This window comes from Sporosarcina sp. YIM B06819 (assembly GCF_033485175.1).
Taxonomy (GTDB): Bacteria; Bacillota; Bacilli; order Bacillales_A; family Planococcaceae; genus Sporosarcina.
On the sequence record NZ_JAWLIQ010000005.1, the window covers coordinates 48,490 to 62,473 of the forward strand.

General features: G+C 42.0%; 20 protein-coding genes. 18 read left to right on the forward strand and 2 right to left on the reverse strand.

The window, feature by feature from the left end; translation table 11 throughout:
• Positions 1 to 39: 39 nt before the first annotated feature.
• Positions 40 to 927: a DMT family transporter gene (locus tag R2B72_RS03015; protein WP_318614738.1), complete on the reverse strand. Its 888-nt coding sequence runs from the start codon at positions 925 to 927 to the stop codon at positions 40 to 42.
• A gap of 192 nt (positions 928 to 1,119) precedes the next feature.
• On the opposite strand from R2B72_RS03015, the gene R2B72_RS03020 reads away from it, so the two are divergent.
• The 12 genes from R2B72_RS03020 (at position 1,120) to tatC (ending at position 8,270) form a co-directional block, all read left to right on the forward strand.
• Entirely contained in the window at positions 1,120 to 2,058 is a 939-nt protein-coding gene (locus tag R2B72_RS03020; protein WP_318614740.1) for a PfkB family carbohydrate kinase, read from the forward strand.
• A gap of 116 nt (positions 2,059 to 2,174) precedes the next feature.
• Positions 2,175 to 2,720: a hypothetical protein gene (locus R2B72_RS03025; RefSeq protein ID WP_318614741.1), complete on the forward strand. Its 546-nt coding sequence runs from the start codon at positions 2,175 to 2,177 to the stop codon at positions 2,718 to 2,720.
• A complete protein-coding gene (locus R2B72_RS03030) occupies positions 2,692 to 2,880 on the forward strand; it encodes a hypothetical protein (protein ID WP_318614742.1) in 189 nt (62 codons plus the stop codon). The genes R2B72_RS03025 and R2B72_RS03030 overlap by 29 nt, the downstream gene beginning before the upstream one ends.
• Before the next feature lie 15 nt (positions 2,881 to 2,895).
• A complete protein-coding gene (locus R2B72_RS18610) occupies positions 2,896 to 3,009 on the forward strand; it encodes a polysaccharide deacetylase family protein (protein ID WP_412177789.1) in 114 nt (37 codons plus the stop codon).
• Positions 3,010 to 3,059: 50 nt separating this feature from the next.
• A complete protein-coding gene (locus R2B72_RS03035; RefSeq protein WP_318614744.1) occupies positions 3,060 to 3,455 on the forward strand; it encodes a hypothetical protein in 396 nt (131 codons plus the stop codon).
• Positions 3,456 to 3,690: 235 nt separating this feature from the next.
• A complete protein-coding gene (locus R2B72_RS03040) occupies positions 3,691 to 3,891 on the forward strand; it encodes a PLDc N-terminal domain-containing protein (RefSeq protein ID WP_318614745.1) in 201 nt (66 codons plus the stop codon).
• Entirely contained in the window at positions 3,888 to 4,787 is a 900-nt protein-coding gene (locus tag R2B72_RS03045) for an ABC transporter ATP-binding protein (protein ID WP_318614747.1), read from the forward strand. The genes R2B72_RS03040 and R2B72_RS03045 overlap by 4 nt, the downstream gene beginning before the upstream one ends.
• Positions 4,787 to 5,569, forward strand: coding sequence for an ABC transporter permease (locus R2B72_RS03050; protein ID WP_318614748.1), 783 nt, complete (start codon positions 4,787 to 4,789; stop codon positions 5,567 to 5,569). The genes R2B72_RS03045 and R2B72_RS03050 overlap by 1 nt, the downstream gene beginning before the upstream one ends.
• 54 nt (positions 5,570 to 5,623) lie before the next feature.
• Positions 5,624 to 6,328, forward strand: a complete 705-nt coding sequence (locus R2B72_RS03055; RefSeq protein ID WP_318614749.1) for a CBS domain-containing protein — start codon at positions 5,624 to 5,626, stop codon at positions 6,326 to 6,328.
• A gap of 254 nt (positions 6,329 to 6,582) precedes the next feature.
• Positions 6,583 to 6,990, forward strand: a complete 408-nt coding sequence (locus R2B72_RS03060; RefSeq protein ID WP_318614750.1) for a hypothetical protein — start codon at positions 6,583 to 6,585, stop codon at positions 6,988 to 6,990.
• A 219-nt stretch (positions 6,991 to 7,209) separates the two neighbouring features.
• The gene (tatA, locus tag R2B72_RS03065; protein ID WP_318614751.1) at positions 7,210 to 7,410 is read left to right on the forward strand and encodes a twin-arginine translocase TatA/TatE family subunit; all 201 of its coding nucleotides are present in this window, start codon (positions 7,210 to 7,212) and stop codon (positions 7,408 to 7,410) included.
• 8 nt (positions 7,411 to 7,418) lie between these two features.
• Positions 7,419 to 8,270, forward strand: a complete 852-nt coding sequence (tatC, locus tag R2B72_RS03070; RefSeq protein WP_318614752.1) for a twin-arginine translocase subunit TatC — start codon at positions 7,419 to 7,421, stop codon at positions 8,268 to 8,270.
• A gap of 45 nt (positions 8,271 to 8,315) precedes the next feature.
• On the opposite strand, the gene R2B72_RS03075 is transcribed toward tatC, so the two are convergent.
• Positions 8,316 to 8,447 carry a hypothetical protein gene (locus tag R2B72_RS03075; protein WP_318614753.1) on the reverse strand — a complete coding sequence of 44 codons (132 nt, stop codon included), beginning with the start codon at positions 8,445 to 8,447 and terminating at the stop codon, positions 8,316 to 8,318.
• Between the two features lie 175 nt (positions 8,448 to 8,622).
• Between R2B72_RS03075 and R2B72_RS03080 the strand changes: the two genes are divergently transcribed.
• The 6 genes from R2B72_RS03080 to R2B72_RS03105 all read left to right on the forward strand — a co-directional run bounded on the left by R2B72_RS03080 (position 8,623) and on the right by R2B72_RS03105 (position 13,870).
• Positions 8,623 to 10,197: an ABC transporter substrate-binding protein gene (locus R2B72_RS03080; RefSeq protein WP_318614754.1), complete on the forward strand. Its 1,575-nt coding sequence runs from the start codon at positions 8,623 to 8,625 to the stop codon at positions 10,195 to 10,197.
• Entirely contained in the window at positions 10,187 to 11,155 is a 969-nt protein-coding gene (locus tag R2B72_RS03085) for an ABC transporter permease (protein WP_318614756.1), read from the forward strand. The genes R2B72_RS03080 and R2B72_RS03085 overlap by 11 nt, the downstream gene beginning before the upstream one ends.
• Positions 11,156 to 11,956 carry an ABC transporter permease gene (locus tag R2B72_RS03090; RefSeq protein ID WP_318614757.1) on the forward strand — a complete coding sequence of 267 codons (801 nt, stop codon included), beginning with the start codon at positions 11,156 to 11,158 and terminating at the stop codon, positions 11,954 to 11,956. It abuts the gene before it with no gap.
• 4 nt (positions 11,957 to 11,960) lie between these two features.
• Entirely contained in the window at positions 11,961 to 12,710 is a 750-nt protein-coding gene (locus R2B72_RS03095) for an ABC transporter ATP-binding protein (protein ID WP_318614758.1), read from the forward strand.
• Positions 12,711 to 12,824: 114 nt separating this feature from the next.
• Positions 12,825 to 12,971: a hypothetical protein gene (locus R2B72_RS03100; protein ID WP_318614759.1), complete on the forward strand. Its 147-nt coding sequence runs from the start codon at positions 12,825 to 12,827 to the stop codon at positions 12,969 to 12,971.
• A 131-nt stretch (positions 12,972 to 13,102) separates the two neighbouring features.
• Complete coding sequence (locus tag R2B72_RS03105) at positions 13,103 to 13,870, forward strand: ABC transporter ATP-binding protein (RefSeq protein WP_318614760.1); 768 nt, start codon at positions 13,103 to 13,105, stop codon at positions 13,868 to 13,870.
• Positions 13,871 to 13,984: the final 114 nt, after the last annotated feature.

Consider the following 13,984-nt stretch of genomic DNA (forward strand, 5'->3'; position numbering starts at 1 on the left):
AGTAAACAGCCCACCGCAAGATGCAGTGGGCTGTTTAGTCTACTTGTAATAATTCAATCGTCGTTGCGCCAAGGTTGGCAATGTCATACCAACTAAGATGACGAAGATGCCGACAACTTGGAGAACTGTGAGTGTTTCACTCAGCAAAATAACCGATGCGGTAACAGCTACCGGCAATTCCATGGCGCTTAAAATTGACGTCATTGCTGTTCCAACTTTCGGTACAGCGATCGAAAATAGGTAAATTGGAATGACAATCCCAAATAACCCGAGAATCAAACCGTATACCCACAAGCCTCCACTGAACAATGTTCCGTTCCAAACAATTTCCGGTGTTTGGAAAAAGAAGATGGCAATTGCGGCAACGAATGAGGTGAATAGCAGTCGCGTTTCCGTGTCCATGCCTTCAATTTGTCGTTGATTAATCATCACGAAGGATGCAAAACTGACCGCTGAAGCCATTCCCCATGCCCAGCCCTGCCAAGGAATTCCGCTAAGATCCGCATCAATCACACCTGCCGCCAAAATCGTTCCAGCGAAAAGGAAGAGCAGTGAAATGACTTCAATCCGTTTCGGCAGGCGCCGTCTCGCAATACAATCGAACAACATGCCAATCCATGTGAATTGAAATAGCATAACAACAGCAAGGGAAGCGGGCATATATTCAATCGCTTGTCCGTACACGGTACCGGTCGTCGCTGTAAATAAACCCGCAAGTATTAGCGTGTAGCCACCCCCGAATTTCGGGATTTTATGACGCACGATGATAAAAATAATAAGAGCTATGAAAAAACCGACGAAATATTGGCTTGTTACTGCTTCAGCAGCGGTGAAGCCATCTAGGATTGCCAGTTTAATAATTGTTGAAAGAATGCCGTAACAGCTTGCGGCAAAAATGATTAATAAAGGATACATCCATTGTTTCATAAAAATCCTCCTGTTCCATTCGACTAGTATAGCACGGTTAGGGAGAAGTAAGCATGTATGAGGTCTGACCTCTTTGGGGGTGAGTGGTTGCAATTACAAGGTGAGCTTTGAGATTACGGGTTAAATTGACCTCTTCCAGTAAGTCATATTCCATGATACGATGGGAAAAATGACTTTATAGGGAGTACAATAATGATTGATTCAAAGAAAAAGCATGTGTTGATTTACGGCGATGCGTTCGTCGATTATATAGCGGAAGACCAGTCAAACTCGACCTTTACAACGTTTCTAGGTGGGGCGACGGTTAATGTAGCCGCAGGTGTTTCGAGGCTGGGTGCGGTTTCTGCATTTATTACGGTGACTGGGGATGACGAGACGTCGGAATTTGTGCGAGATGAATTGTGCAAAGAAGGCGTTGATTTGTCGTTTGCGAAGCTGGAGAATGATAAGCGAGTGAGTGGGGTTTACGTGCACTTGACGGAAGACAATGATCGTGTTTTCCAGAGGTATGTCGATGAAACGCCTACTATTCAGGTCGAACCAGCTGACTTATCTATGGAAGCATTCCAAGACGCATCTATCCTGCATATTTGTTCGGGGACGATGTTTCAGCCGACTGCCTTACAGACAACAAAGGAAGCTGTTCGACTTGCGAAAGCAGCAGGTATATGGCTGTCATTTGATGCGAATATTCGCCCATTACGATGGGAAAGTGAAGCGTTATGCCGAGAGACAATCATGTCATTTGTTGGTGAGACCGATATATTGAAACTAACGGACGATGAGCTGTTTTTCTTAACTGAAACCACAACTCTCGAGATGGGCATTAAGAAATTAGCGCACTATCAAATACCTGTTATCCTTGTTACTGCCGGGGAGATGGGGACATACGCTGTCATTGATGGTATCCTAACACATGTTGGCGTTGAGCCGGTTGTGCCTGTCGATACAACTGGGGCAGGTGATGCGTTTATCGCGGGTATTTTGCGACAAATTCATTTAAAAGGCCAGCCTGAAAACCGTGATGAGTGGATTGACTACATCGCATTTGGCAATAAACTTGGGGCAATCTGTGCAACGAAGCAAGGCGCATTGTCGGCAATGCCTCGGCTTGAAGAAATCGAAAAATAATGATGAAATCCTTCCTTTTTGGGAAGGATTTTTTGTTTTTTTAAATGAATAATTTTGCCGAGTAAATCCATTTTTATAGCTCAAACTACATAAAACGGAAAGGACTGTGTAGGTTTTTGAAGAAAATGAGTGTTTTTGGGGTTGTCATCGCGATTTTCATTGTACTACTTATATTGCCACCTATGCAGATCGCAAGTCATATTCGCTCGTATGTATCCAAAGATACAATTGGAATTGTGAATGCATCTTTTCAGAAAGATACCATTAGGATTATTAGGAATGCCGAAATACTAGAAAATATGACGGGTGTTTTTGAACAGGTAGGGACAGCCAGAGCTGGGCATCATTTTAATATTATAGGGGAAAGTGATGGTTACTTTCACGTGAAATTCGGAAGAGGTATTGGGTTCATCAGACAAGAAGATGCTGTGAAATTAAAATCGGAAAGTCTCACCCCTGAAAATGAATATGAATTGACAAACGAAAGCTTTATTACAAAAAATAACGTTGTTGTATACGATTTAGTAGCTACCTCTGAAGAAATCGGTTTGATTAAAGCAAATATGAGGTATCCAATTGCGCAAGAAACAAATAGGTGGTATGTCATCGACTTTTTGGGGAAATCCGCATATATTGACAAGAAAAAAAGCAGTAGCAGATAAGGGCGTTGTAGCGATTATGTATCATCATTTCTTGAAAAAGGAGGAAAACAATCTTTTTTTGGATGCAAGTACAGCGGTTCAGCCATCGGAGTTTGAATGGCAAATGAACTATTTGAAGGCTGAAGGGTACGTCACAATTGATATGAATACAATGGAGTAGTACTTATTAGGCCGTATCAATCTTCCGGGGAAAGCAGTTGTCATTACGATGGATGATGGTTTAAAGTCAAACGCTGTATACGCAGCCCCTATTTTGCGTAAGTATGGTTTTAAAGCGAATGTTTTTTAATTACAAGTCGCGTGACAGAAGAGGACCAGCCTTGGAATGCAGATGCTATCGTGACAGTAAGTAAACGTGAAATGGAACAGTATAAAGACGTGTTTAACTACCATGGGCATACACATAGTATGCATTACTTTGATGGGCGCCTAGGTGCGATGAACTTTCTGCCTTATAATGAAGCTCTCGAGGATTTGGTAGCAAACAAGCAGTTTTTAGCCGACAACGGATTTTATACGACTCATTTTTCATATCCCTTTGGCTCGAATTATTTTCAATCTCAATCACTTTTAAAGGATTCGGGTTTCACGACAGCCTTTACAATTAGTAAAGGGTACAACAAAGTGGGCGATAACCTATTATTGCTGAAAAGATGGAATATAGATCTTGAAATAACGAAAGAAACATTCGAATCGATTTTGAATACAGGGATATCTAACGATGCCGTTCAGTAGTGTAGATCAAAGTGAAATCTAAGAAGAGTCTTCCTGGTTATGATGATCAGGGAGATTTTTTTTGAATACGGATGTTAAGGATGATAACTACCGGATGACGAACTACTATTACCGTGTAACCTCCATTTACTACCATTCAGACCCCTGAACGGTTATTTTTTATTTTGTTCTATGCGATATAGATCAATTCTGTTATACTTGTTGTATATCAAAAAGAAGAAAGGTTGTGAAGTGTATGTCTGAACTAGCAAATATCCCGTGGAATCTTATTTTACCGATCATTTTTCTTCAATTTGTCTTAATGGTTGTGGCGCTCGTGGACGTTATTCGCCATAAACGGGCGAATGGGCCAGTAGTGATGTGGATTTTGATTATTGTTTTTGTTAATCTACTTGGACCGATTTTGTACTTTATCTTTGGGAGGCGACAAGCATGACGCCTTTGCTTCAGGTAGATCAGTTGACGAAGAGATATGGAGAGTATACGGCGACAGATACCGTTTCTTTTGAGCTTGAAGAACATACATCTACCGCATTAATAGGACCAAATGGAGCTGGGAAAACAACAACACTGTCGATGCTTGCGGGTCTTGTATCACCGACTGGTGGAACGATTCAGTTTCAAGGAGATGCCAAGCAAGATATCCGGTCCATCATTGGATTTCTACCGCAGTATCCAAAGTTTTTTCCGTGGCTATCAGCGTTAGAATTTACAGAGATGGCTGCGCGTTTGAGTGGAGTGGCAACGAAGCGAGCGACAGTGGAAGCGAAAAAGACATTGGAGTTTGTTGGCCTTGGTGATGCGATGAATAAAAAAACGGGCACTTTTTCAGGGGGGATGAAACAGCGGCTAGGGCTTGCACAGGCGATTGTTCACAAGCCGAAATTGTTATTGCTTGATGAACCCGTATCGGCACTTGATCCGGTGGGACGTCGACAAGTAATGGACTTGTTGAAAGAACTGCAACAGCAAACGACTATTTTGTATTCCACACATATCTTGAACGACGCAGAAGAAATGACCGATCAGCTATTGTTTCTACGCCAAGGAAAATTGGTCGAACATGGTTCACTTGATGAAGTGCGTTCACGTTATGCAGAACCGAGGATTGTGATTGAGTTTGAACGGTTGGAGGACTTGCAACGTTTTACAGCAATCGCCGCGTGGCAAATGATTGAAAAAGGGTTAACTGTCTCTATTGACGTTCGGACAGAGGGGACCGAAATGTTAGAGGTTCTGTCAATGTTAAGTGCAGGTGCATTTACTGTGCGAAAAGTGGAGCGGCAGACGGCAAGTCTTGAAGAAATATTTATGAAAGTGGCGGTGGTCTGATGGCTGGATTCGGCGTATTGTTACGGAAAGAATGGCGTGAACATATACGAAACTTCAAAATCCTATGGATTCCACTCGTCTTTATTATTTTGGGTGTCCTGGAACCAATCACTAATCACTTTTTACCGGAAATTATGAAGAGTGTTGGCAATATGCCTGAAGGAATGGACTTTCCATGGCCAGAGTTTCGGGGGGAAGATATTTTCGCTTCTTTACTTGGGCAGTATCAATTTATCGGTGTTCTGATTATCGTGCTTGCTTTCATGGGGACGATTTCGGGTGAACGGAAAAATGGCACGGCAACACTACTTTACGTTCGTCCAATGTCCTTTCCAGCTTACTTTTTAAGTAAATGGCTTGTCGTCAATGCACTAGTTCTTGGCAGTGCGTGTTTGGGATTCATGGCGGCTTGGTATTATATCGAAATTCTTTTCAATTCTGTTGATGCGGGATCGGTTTTTGCTTTTATCGCAACGTATAGTTTGTGGCTTATTTTCGTTGTCACGGTTGTTTTGGCGCTTAGCGCATGGCTGCCAACAGGTGGGGCTGCAGGTGTAGCGATTATGATTACGCTCGTTTATCAAATTATCGATGCGCTTATTGGTGCGTATTGGATGGTATCGCCATGGAAGTTAGCGACCTATGCAACGTACTGGTTTCAAGTAGATACTAGTATGTCGAATCTATGGATGAGTGCTAGTGTAACAGGTGTCGTCATCATTTTACTGATGCTATTCGGCATTTTTATGTCAAAGCACAAGGCAGCAAAAACCACTGTGTAATCACGCTCCCGTGGTATAATCCGTAAAAGGACTCTACCGACGGGAGGAATTCTGATGGCTGAACGTAATTCTGATCGTTTTATTATCGCCTTTAATCGTATTGAGAAATCGTTGGAGAAGATTAGTGGGTTAAGCAGCTATATGCCTTTCTCGCGATTGATTGATAAAACGAAGAATATGAACGCAGTTATTCGAAAGTTTGAAGTGGATTTACGAGAATGTGCTGATTTACGCAATGCGATTGTCCATCGTCGAACAGATGTCGATTATGCGATTGCTGAACCGCATGATCATATCGTTGAGCTCATCGAATATATCGAACGAGAATTATCAAAACCTAAAACAGTAGGCGATTTGTTCCAGCGAAAAGTGCATACGCTACGGGCTTCCGATACGCTTGCAACAGGCTTGAAACTTATTCGAGAGAAACGGTTCAACCAGATTCCTATTTATGAAAACCGTAAGTTTGTGGGACTAATTACAGCGACAGGTATTACGTACTGGCTTGCGGATAAAGGGGCAGATGAAATCATTTCCCGGGAAATTCCGACGCTCCTCGACATTCATTATCACGAAAAGCAGAAGAATACGTATCGCTTCATCGATAGAACTTTGTCTGTCTATGAGGCTGAAGAATATTTCAAAAAGGCCGTTGTCGGTGGAAAACGTCTGGAAGCACTGCTTATTACGGAGAATGGAAGTCCTGAAGAGAAGTTGCTCGGGATTATTACACCACTGGATTTGATGAGAATCGACTAAAAAGCAGTTCCCTATTTTGTGAATAGGGAACTGCTTTTTTGGGGGCAGCACCTTAAAAATCACTTTTTGTAGGTAAACTTGTCCTTTAATGCGCTAAATTTGTCTTTCGTTTCACACGGTTTTTCCTGTATGGGCTCTTACTCCTTGTTTATGGGGGGGAATGATTGTATTTCTGGTAAAAATGGTGTATAGAAAAACCCGAATATTTTGTATAATATTGTAGATAAGTTTTCTATATTCGGGGAGGGGATGGAGTGATAAGAAAAGGTCGATTTGCTTTATGGGGGAATAAGGAGTATGAACTCATATCTTATCAGCAGGACTATTATTTGAGGTCTAAAAATCCAGCCGATATGCAGTTTGGGTTTAGAGAGATAAAGGGGAATGAGCGTGCCTTCATCAAGCTGATTTCAGTTGAGGAACTGGATGATGCCTATGAGGTCATTCCGTATGCGATGATTTCAAGTTATCGTTTTGCACTTGTCGGGTGTGATGAGAAAACGGGAAAGGTTATGCTTGTGACAGTCAATCCATTTGTCAAAGAGAAGATGGATGTGCGTCCTTATGGAAAATCTGAATACATAATTGAAGTCCCTTTAGAGGAAATAACTATTGAAGAAGACCGGGTTCCGATACTTGGATTTGAGGGTTTGAATTTATAAAAATGATTAGGAAGTAAATATGGGGAGGCTACCTTTATCAGGTAGCCTCCTTTAGTGCGACCAGAAATACATTTATTTCAATAAAATGGCCCAGTATTGTATGAAAGTCGGATAGAATTGGCATGCTTTATGTTAAGAATCGTTAGATAGGCAGAATTCGTAAAGGGAGGGACCAAAAATGGTGGTCCACTCTAACGAAAATGAAGGGAGATTTATGCAATGAGCTTAGCGAGTATTGGTGTACCTGGTTTAATCATTATCCTTGTGATTGTCCTTATTTTGTTCGGACCGAGAAAGTTACCTGAAGTGGGTGCGGCGGTCGGTAAAACGCTGGCAGAATTTAAAAGATCGGCTCGAGATATTATGGAGGATGAAGAGCCAGTCTTGAAGGACCTAGAAAAAAAGCATATCGATAAGTAGGTGATGACATGGATCCTTATGGAGATCACAATCGAAAAGTTTTAAGTCCGTTGGATAAAGTTCGTGTAGTGAAGCAGGAAGATGAAGTGGTCGTTAAAGTTGAGGAAAGTGTTGTCGAAATCGTTCATGAAGAACCCGAACTCGATTTGGAAAGTGACCCTACTCTTGTTGATCATTTGACTGACTTGAGGAAGCAGCTTGTTAAAAGTGCGGCTGTTTTTCTTTTCTTTATTATCGTGATTTTTTCGACCATCAATTTTTGGTTTCCTTATGTTACCCGAGGCCATGAGCTCATTATTCTTGGACCGTTGGAAGTGGTGAAATTTTACATGTCCATTTCGACGGCATTGGCTTTTGGCTTAACACTGCCATTCCTTAGTCATTTTCTTTGGCAATTCGTGGAGCCAGGGTTGAATGAACGGGAAAGCCGTTTTCTGAGTTTGTATTCACCTGTCATGTTTGTGCTATTTCTTGTTGGCGTGGCATTTGGTTATTTTGTTGTCAATCCATTGAGTTATCAATTTCTCGTTGCACTTGGAGCAGTCAATTTCAATGTGATGGTATCGGCACAGGAATACATCGGTTTTCTCCTTATGACAACGATGCCGATTGGAATATTATTTGAGCTACCCATTGTGGCGCTGTTTTTGGCGACCATTGGCTTGCTCACGGCAGGATCCATGAGGAAAGTACGGAAATGGTCGTATCTTGCGATTGCTGTTGTTTCAGCTTTGATTACACCACCTGATTTTGTCAGTCAGCTTCTTGTGCTTATTCCAATGGCATTGCTCTATGAAGCGAGTATTTATATTGTGATGTATGCAGAGAGGCGAAATTCCGTTGTGAATGAATCAGTATAAAGAAATCGGCACCCAAGTTGCGGGCTGCCGATTTTTTTAGTGGAATTAAGAATTTTTTTGCATGCCGTTCTTTGTAGCAAGTGATTCGAATTGTTTCATTAGTTTGTCCCTGGCACCTTTATTCCTCATCAAATATGCTGCGCCTAGTCCGAGTGCTGCCATGGCCATTTTGTTCATAAGAATGATCATCTCCTTGTCGCTGTATTTTTGAATCATCTTACTATGCCCGACTTACTGGATGTTACTCGAAAAATATCCATGAAGATTGTTCCACCTAGTGTCTGGTTAGACATTCGAGACATGTCTATCTATAATTAATTAGTACGGAATTACAAGTAAATGGGAGGATCTTATGTTTAAAAGAAAAGCAAATTTATTCGTTATTTTTATAGCTATTTTACTCGTTATTTCGGGATGTGGTAGCAAAGGGAAAGAGGATGCAAAAAAGAAGGAAAACCGTCTCGTTTATGCGTCTGAGGCTGAATTTGAAGGCTTGAATCCGATTTTGGAGGAAACAAACCTGGATGCATTATTATTTCGTGGGCTAATGCGGTTTGATGAAAACAATAAACCCGTCAACGATATTGCAGATTCGGTTGTGATTTCGGATGATCAGCTGACATACACATTCAAACTAAAAGAAAATATCAAGTTTCACGATGGTGAGCTACTTACTGCCGACGATGTTGTCTTTACAATCGAAAGTATTTTAGATGACAATAATGCTTCATTTTTGAAATCAGATTTCACTGAAGTAGATTCGGTCGCGAAAACGGATGACTATACACTTGAAGTGAAACTCCGTCAGCCATTCACTCCACTCCTCGATAAATTGACAGCTCCAATTTTGCCAAAGCATGCATTTGAAGGAGTTGATATGCGGACAGCTGAATTCAACAGTCATCCTATTGGTGTAGGTCCTTACATGTTTGATAAATGGGATCGTGGGACTAGTTTAACCCTAAAAGCTTATACTGATTTCCATGGAACGAAACCTTCTATTGAAAAGGTGATTTTTAAATTCATTCCAGATAGTAATGTTCGTGCGTTGCAATTAAAATCAGGAGAGGTTGACATCGCGCTGTTGGATCCGGTTCAGGTGGAAAAGCTGGAAAAGGAAAAGAACATCACGATTTACGATATTGAATCCGCCGACTACCGAGCCATTTTGTTTAATATGCGCAAAGACTTATGGAAAGATGTAAGTGTGAGACAAGCATTTAGCTATGCAACAGATCGTGCGCAAATCGTCAAAGGAATTTTGAAAGGATACGGTACGGAAGCATACTCACCGCTTCAAAAACATGCTTTCAATAATGAAAACATAGAGAAGTATGGATACAATATTGAAAAATCGAAAGAGCTTCTAGATGAGGCAGGCTGGAAAGAAGGGCAAGATGGCTTCCGATATAAGGATGGTGAAAAATTGGCGTTTACGATTACTGCCCCCGTATCGGATACAGTCCGTGTGAATATGGCTAACTATGTAGCTGAAGGATTTAAGAAAATCGGTGCTGATGTCAAGGTAGCTGCGCTTGACTGGAGTGCGATTACGATTGAAGATGCGGATGCCTTCATGATTGGATGGGGTAGCCCGTACGATGCGGATCACCATACGCATATCTTGTTTCACACGGATCAGTCGAGCTTAACAAGCTCGGGTTATAACTTTGGAAGCTATTCAAATACGAAGATAGATGAACTACTCGACAAGGGACGGACTACGATAGATCCTGAAGAGCGAAAAGCAATCTATATGGCATTCCAAGAAGAACTTGCGAAAGATCCTGCTTTTGATTTTATCGCATATGAGGATGCAGTTTACGGCATAAATAAAAACGTAAGTGGCGTAAAAGAGCGGATTCTTGGTCATCATGGCTCTGGTTTCCTGTGGAACGTTGAGGAGTGGAAGTGGAATGACCGCTAAATGGATCGGGAAGCGAATGGTGATGGGGACGATTGTCCTCCTCATCGTGAGCTTCCTGTCTTTTTTCATCATGCATGCAGCTCCCGGAGATCCGGCAACGGCTTTTTACGGTGGCAATGCCCAAACATTGACGACAGCTGAAAAGGAACGTATTGCGCAGGCATTTGCATTAGACCGACCTGTACTTGTGCAATACGGTGTTTGGCTGGCAGAAACGCTAACGGGAAATTTAGGCTATTCCTCTAAAGAAGGAAGACCTGTTGCTACTATTCTTATGGAGCGATTGCCGAATACTTTGCTATTATTTAGTGTCACACTGTTTTTTATTATTATCGGTTCCATTTGGCTTGGCACAGTGGCGGGCATGAAAGAAGGTTCACTGTGGGATAGAGGGCTATCGACCTTTAGTATTGCAACATCTTCTATTCCGGCTTTTTGGCTTGGGATTTTATTCATCTCCTTTTTCGCAGTCAAACTTGGTATTTTTCCGTCATCAGGGACGGGGGAAATTGGCGGAGATGGAGGGTTGGTGGATAAGCTACGGCATCTAATTATGCCCGCAGCTGTACTAATTTTGACGCATGTTGGTATTTATGCACGCTTTCTTCAGGAAAGCATTAAAGCAGAAAGTCGTCATTATTATGTAATGGTCGCACGGGCAAATGGTGTTGCGGAAAAGGAAATTCGTCAAGGGATTTTACGTAATGCATCTATGCCTTATTTGAATTATATCGGTATGACGATTCCTTCATTCTTTGGCGGTTCAATTATCGTGGAATCACTTTTTTCGTGGTCAGGGCTTGGACAATTGACAGTCAAAGCGGCGATGACGAAGGATTTTCCACTGCTGATGGGCGGCATTTTATGGACGGGCTTGATTGTTGTAATCAGTTTGTTCATTATTGATCTACTTATGTACGCATTGAATCCGAAGTTACGGAAAGGTGGCGTACGGTAAATGAAAACACGGAAATCTTTGCTGTTTTGGTATGCGATTTTAGGGTTCATCGTCCTGATGACGGTATTTGCTAGTGTTGTCGCACCGTACGGACCGAATGATATGAACATGGATAATGTATATGGTGCTCCTGGCGATGGTCATCTTTTAGGGACAGATCATCTTGGTCGCGATGTTTTTTCACGATTATTAGCAGGTGGTAAGGTGACGCTGACGGTAGCGAGTGTATCTGTGCTGTTGTCACTTGTTCTTGGTGTGCTATATGGTGGAATTAGTGGCTATATAGGTGGATTTATCGATACGATTATGATGCGTTTGTTGGAAGCGTTTATTACAATTCCTTCACTTATTATTATTTTGGCTTTTCAAACTGTTATGCAAGGCGGCATGTGGGGGATGGCGCTCATTATTGGATTGACGGGCTGGCTAGTGACGGCGCGTATTGTGCGCTCTGAATTTCTGCGTTTGAAGGAAGCTGAATTTGTGCAAATGGCTAACATGTTTGGCACACCAATGTGGAAGATTATTATTGGGCATTTGCTACGTAATAGTGTCCCTGCGATCTTTGTTGTGACGCTGTTTAACTTCGCAGGAGCCATATTCATCGAAGTTTCGCTTAGTTTTCTAGGGATTGGAATTCCTCCTGCCATTCCGTCTTGGGGCAATATGCTGTACTATGCACAAAACGATATTCTGATAGGTGCCTGGTGGATTGGCCTGTTTCCTGGGATCATGATCTTTATCACGATTCTTGCTATTAATTTTATAGGAGAAGGGTTGAAAAATCCGCAGCGGAGGTGATGGGATGCTTGATGTAAATGGCTTATCGATTGAAGTCAATGGCAAGCGAATTGTGGAAGAAAGCTCGTTTGTTGTTCCGCGTGGAAAAATCACGTCGATTATTGGCGAAAGTGGTAGTGGGAAAAGTATGACGGTCGCCACATTACTAGGACTGTTACCCGCCGGGGCTAAGGCAACAGGACAAGCTTTATATAATGGAAGGAACTTAATCACTCTTTCGGATAAAGAGATGGCGAGCATACGGAAATCGGCTGTTTTTACGATTTTTCAAGATGCCGCTAATAGCTTTAACTCTTCCGTGAAAATGGGCCGTCAGCTGTATGCATTTTCGGGTGAAAGAACGGGAGCCACTGTTGCGCAGTTTCGAATGGAAATGGCGGTCATTTTGGCGGATCTTGGCCTTTCATCGGACATATTTGAGCAATATCCATTTGAATTATCCGGCGGTATGTTACAACGCTGCATGATTGCTTGTGCATTGTATGTGAAGCCAGATTTGTTAATTGCTGATGAGCCGACATCCGCTCTGGATATGGTGTTGCAAAAGGAATTTATCAAACTATTGAAGCGTTTGAATGAAGAGTTGGGCACGACCATTCTGTTGATTACTCATGATTTGGATATTGTTGCAGAGGCAGCGCATGAAATGGTTGTCATGCAACAGGGAGTAGTTGTAGAAACAGGTGCTGTAAAGCAAGTGTTTGAACAACCACAGCATAGCTATACGAAGCGGTTGCTGGAGAGTCGGTTTTAGGGGAAATGTAGAAGTGGAATGACTTGAAATATGGTAGTATAGAAATACAACCAAATATTGTCGGGGTGGTTGGTTGTCATGCTTCTTTCCTTAAAGGGAAAGGAGGTGATAACTATGGAGATTGTCCTTGAATTCTTACGGGAAATCATGAAGGGGATTGTGCGTGAATTGGGCGCATACCACTTTAGAAAGAACGTACTTGAAAACGAGAAAACCACCCCGCGCCGTCGGAAGCGTAATGGGTGGTTCTTAAAGAAATAAAATACTTTGACAACCATCACCCTGACGGTAAGGTTGTAGGGAGAAGCGTCGGTGCTTCTCTCTTTTATTATATTCATTATAGATGAAGGATATACTTTTTTCAAATGGATTGCTAAAAATGAGGGATTGCTATGTTACGAGTAGACAATATATCAAAAAATTATAAAAGTGAAGGCAAGGTTAAACAAGCTTTGCGCGAGGTCGATCTGACAGTTGGTAAAGGTGAAATCATCGGGCTGGTTGGGGAAAGTGGCAGTGGGAAAAGTACACTTGCGCGTGTCATTATGCAACTGGAGCCGTTTGATGAGGGGGCGGTTTACTTCAACGAATTGCCTGTTACAAAATCTTCACGAAAAGCATTTTACGAGGCATGTCAGCTTATTTTTCAAAATGCCTCCGCTGCCCTCAATCCATCATGGACGGTGCGTGAAATTTTGCTGGAGCCGCTACGTAATCGGCAAGGGGATCGAGAGGCATATATTCGCCAGATGCTAAAAAAAGTGAAGCTGACAGAAACCTATTTAACAAGACGCCCTTCCGAATTAAGCGGTGGTGAACGCCAACGTGTTAACTTGCTTAGATCGATTCTTGTTGAACCACAGTTAGTCGTCTGTGATGAAATTATCTCCAATCTGGATCGATTGATTCAAAGGGAGATTATTGATTTACTCATTGAGCTGAATCGTGAAATGGGGATGGCGATTTTATTTATCGCCCATGATTTGAAGGCTGTTACGTATATGTGTGACCGTGTATATGTCATGAAGGACGGACAAATTGTCGAACAGAGCGTCAAGGTACAAGATGAATTTGTATTTTCACATGCTTATTCAAGACAACTATTTGCTTCGCAGCTAGGAAAAGGAGCGGTCGACAATGTTGCTGAGTCTAAGCGGTGAGGCAAAGTCCTGAAATAATCGATAAGTTTCCAGTGGTGCTTCTCGAAGTATAGAAAGCAGTCTTTTGGTGATAAATGAAAATGAGGCTATCCAACAAGTTAGTGAAAACCAACT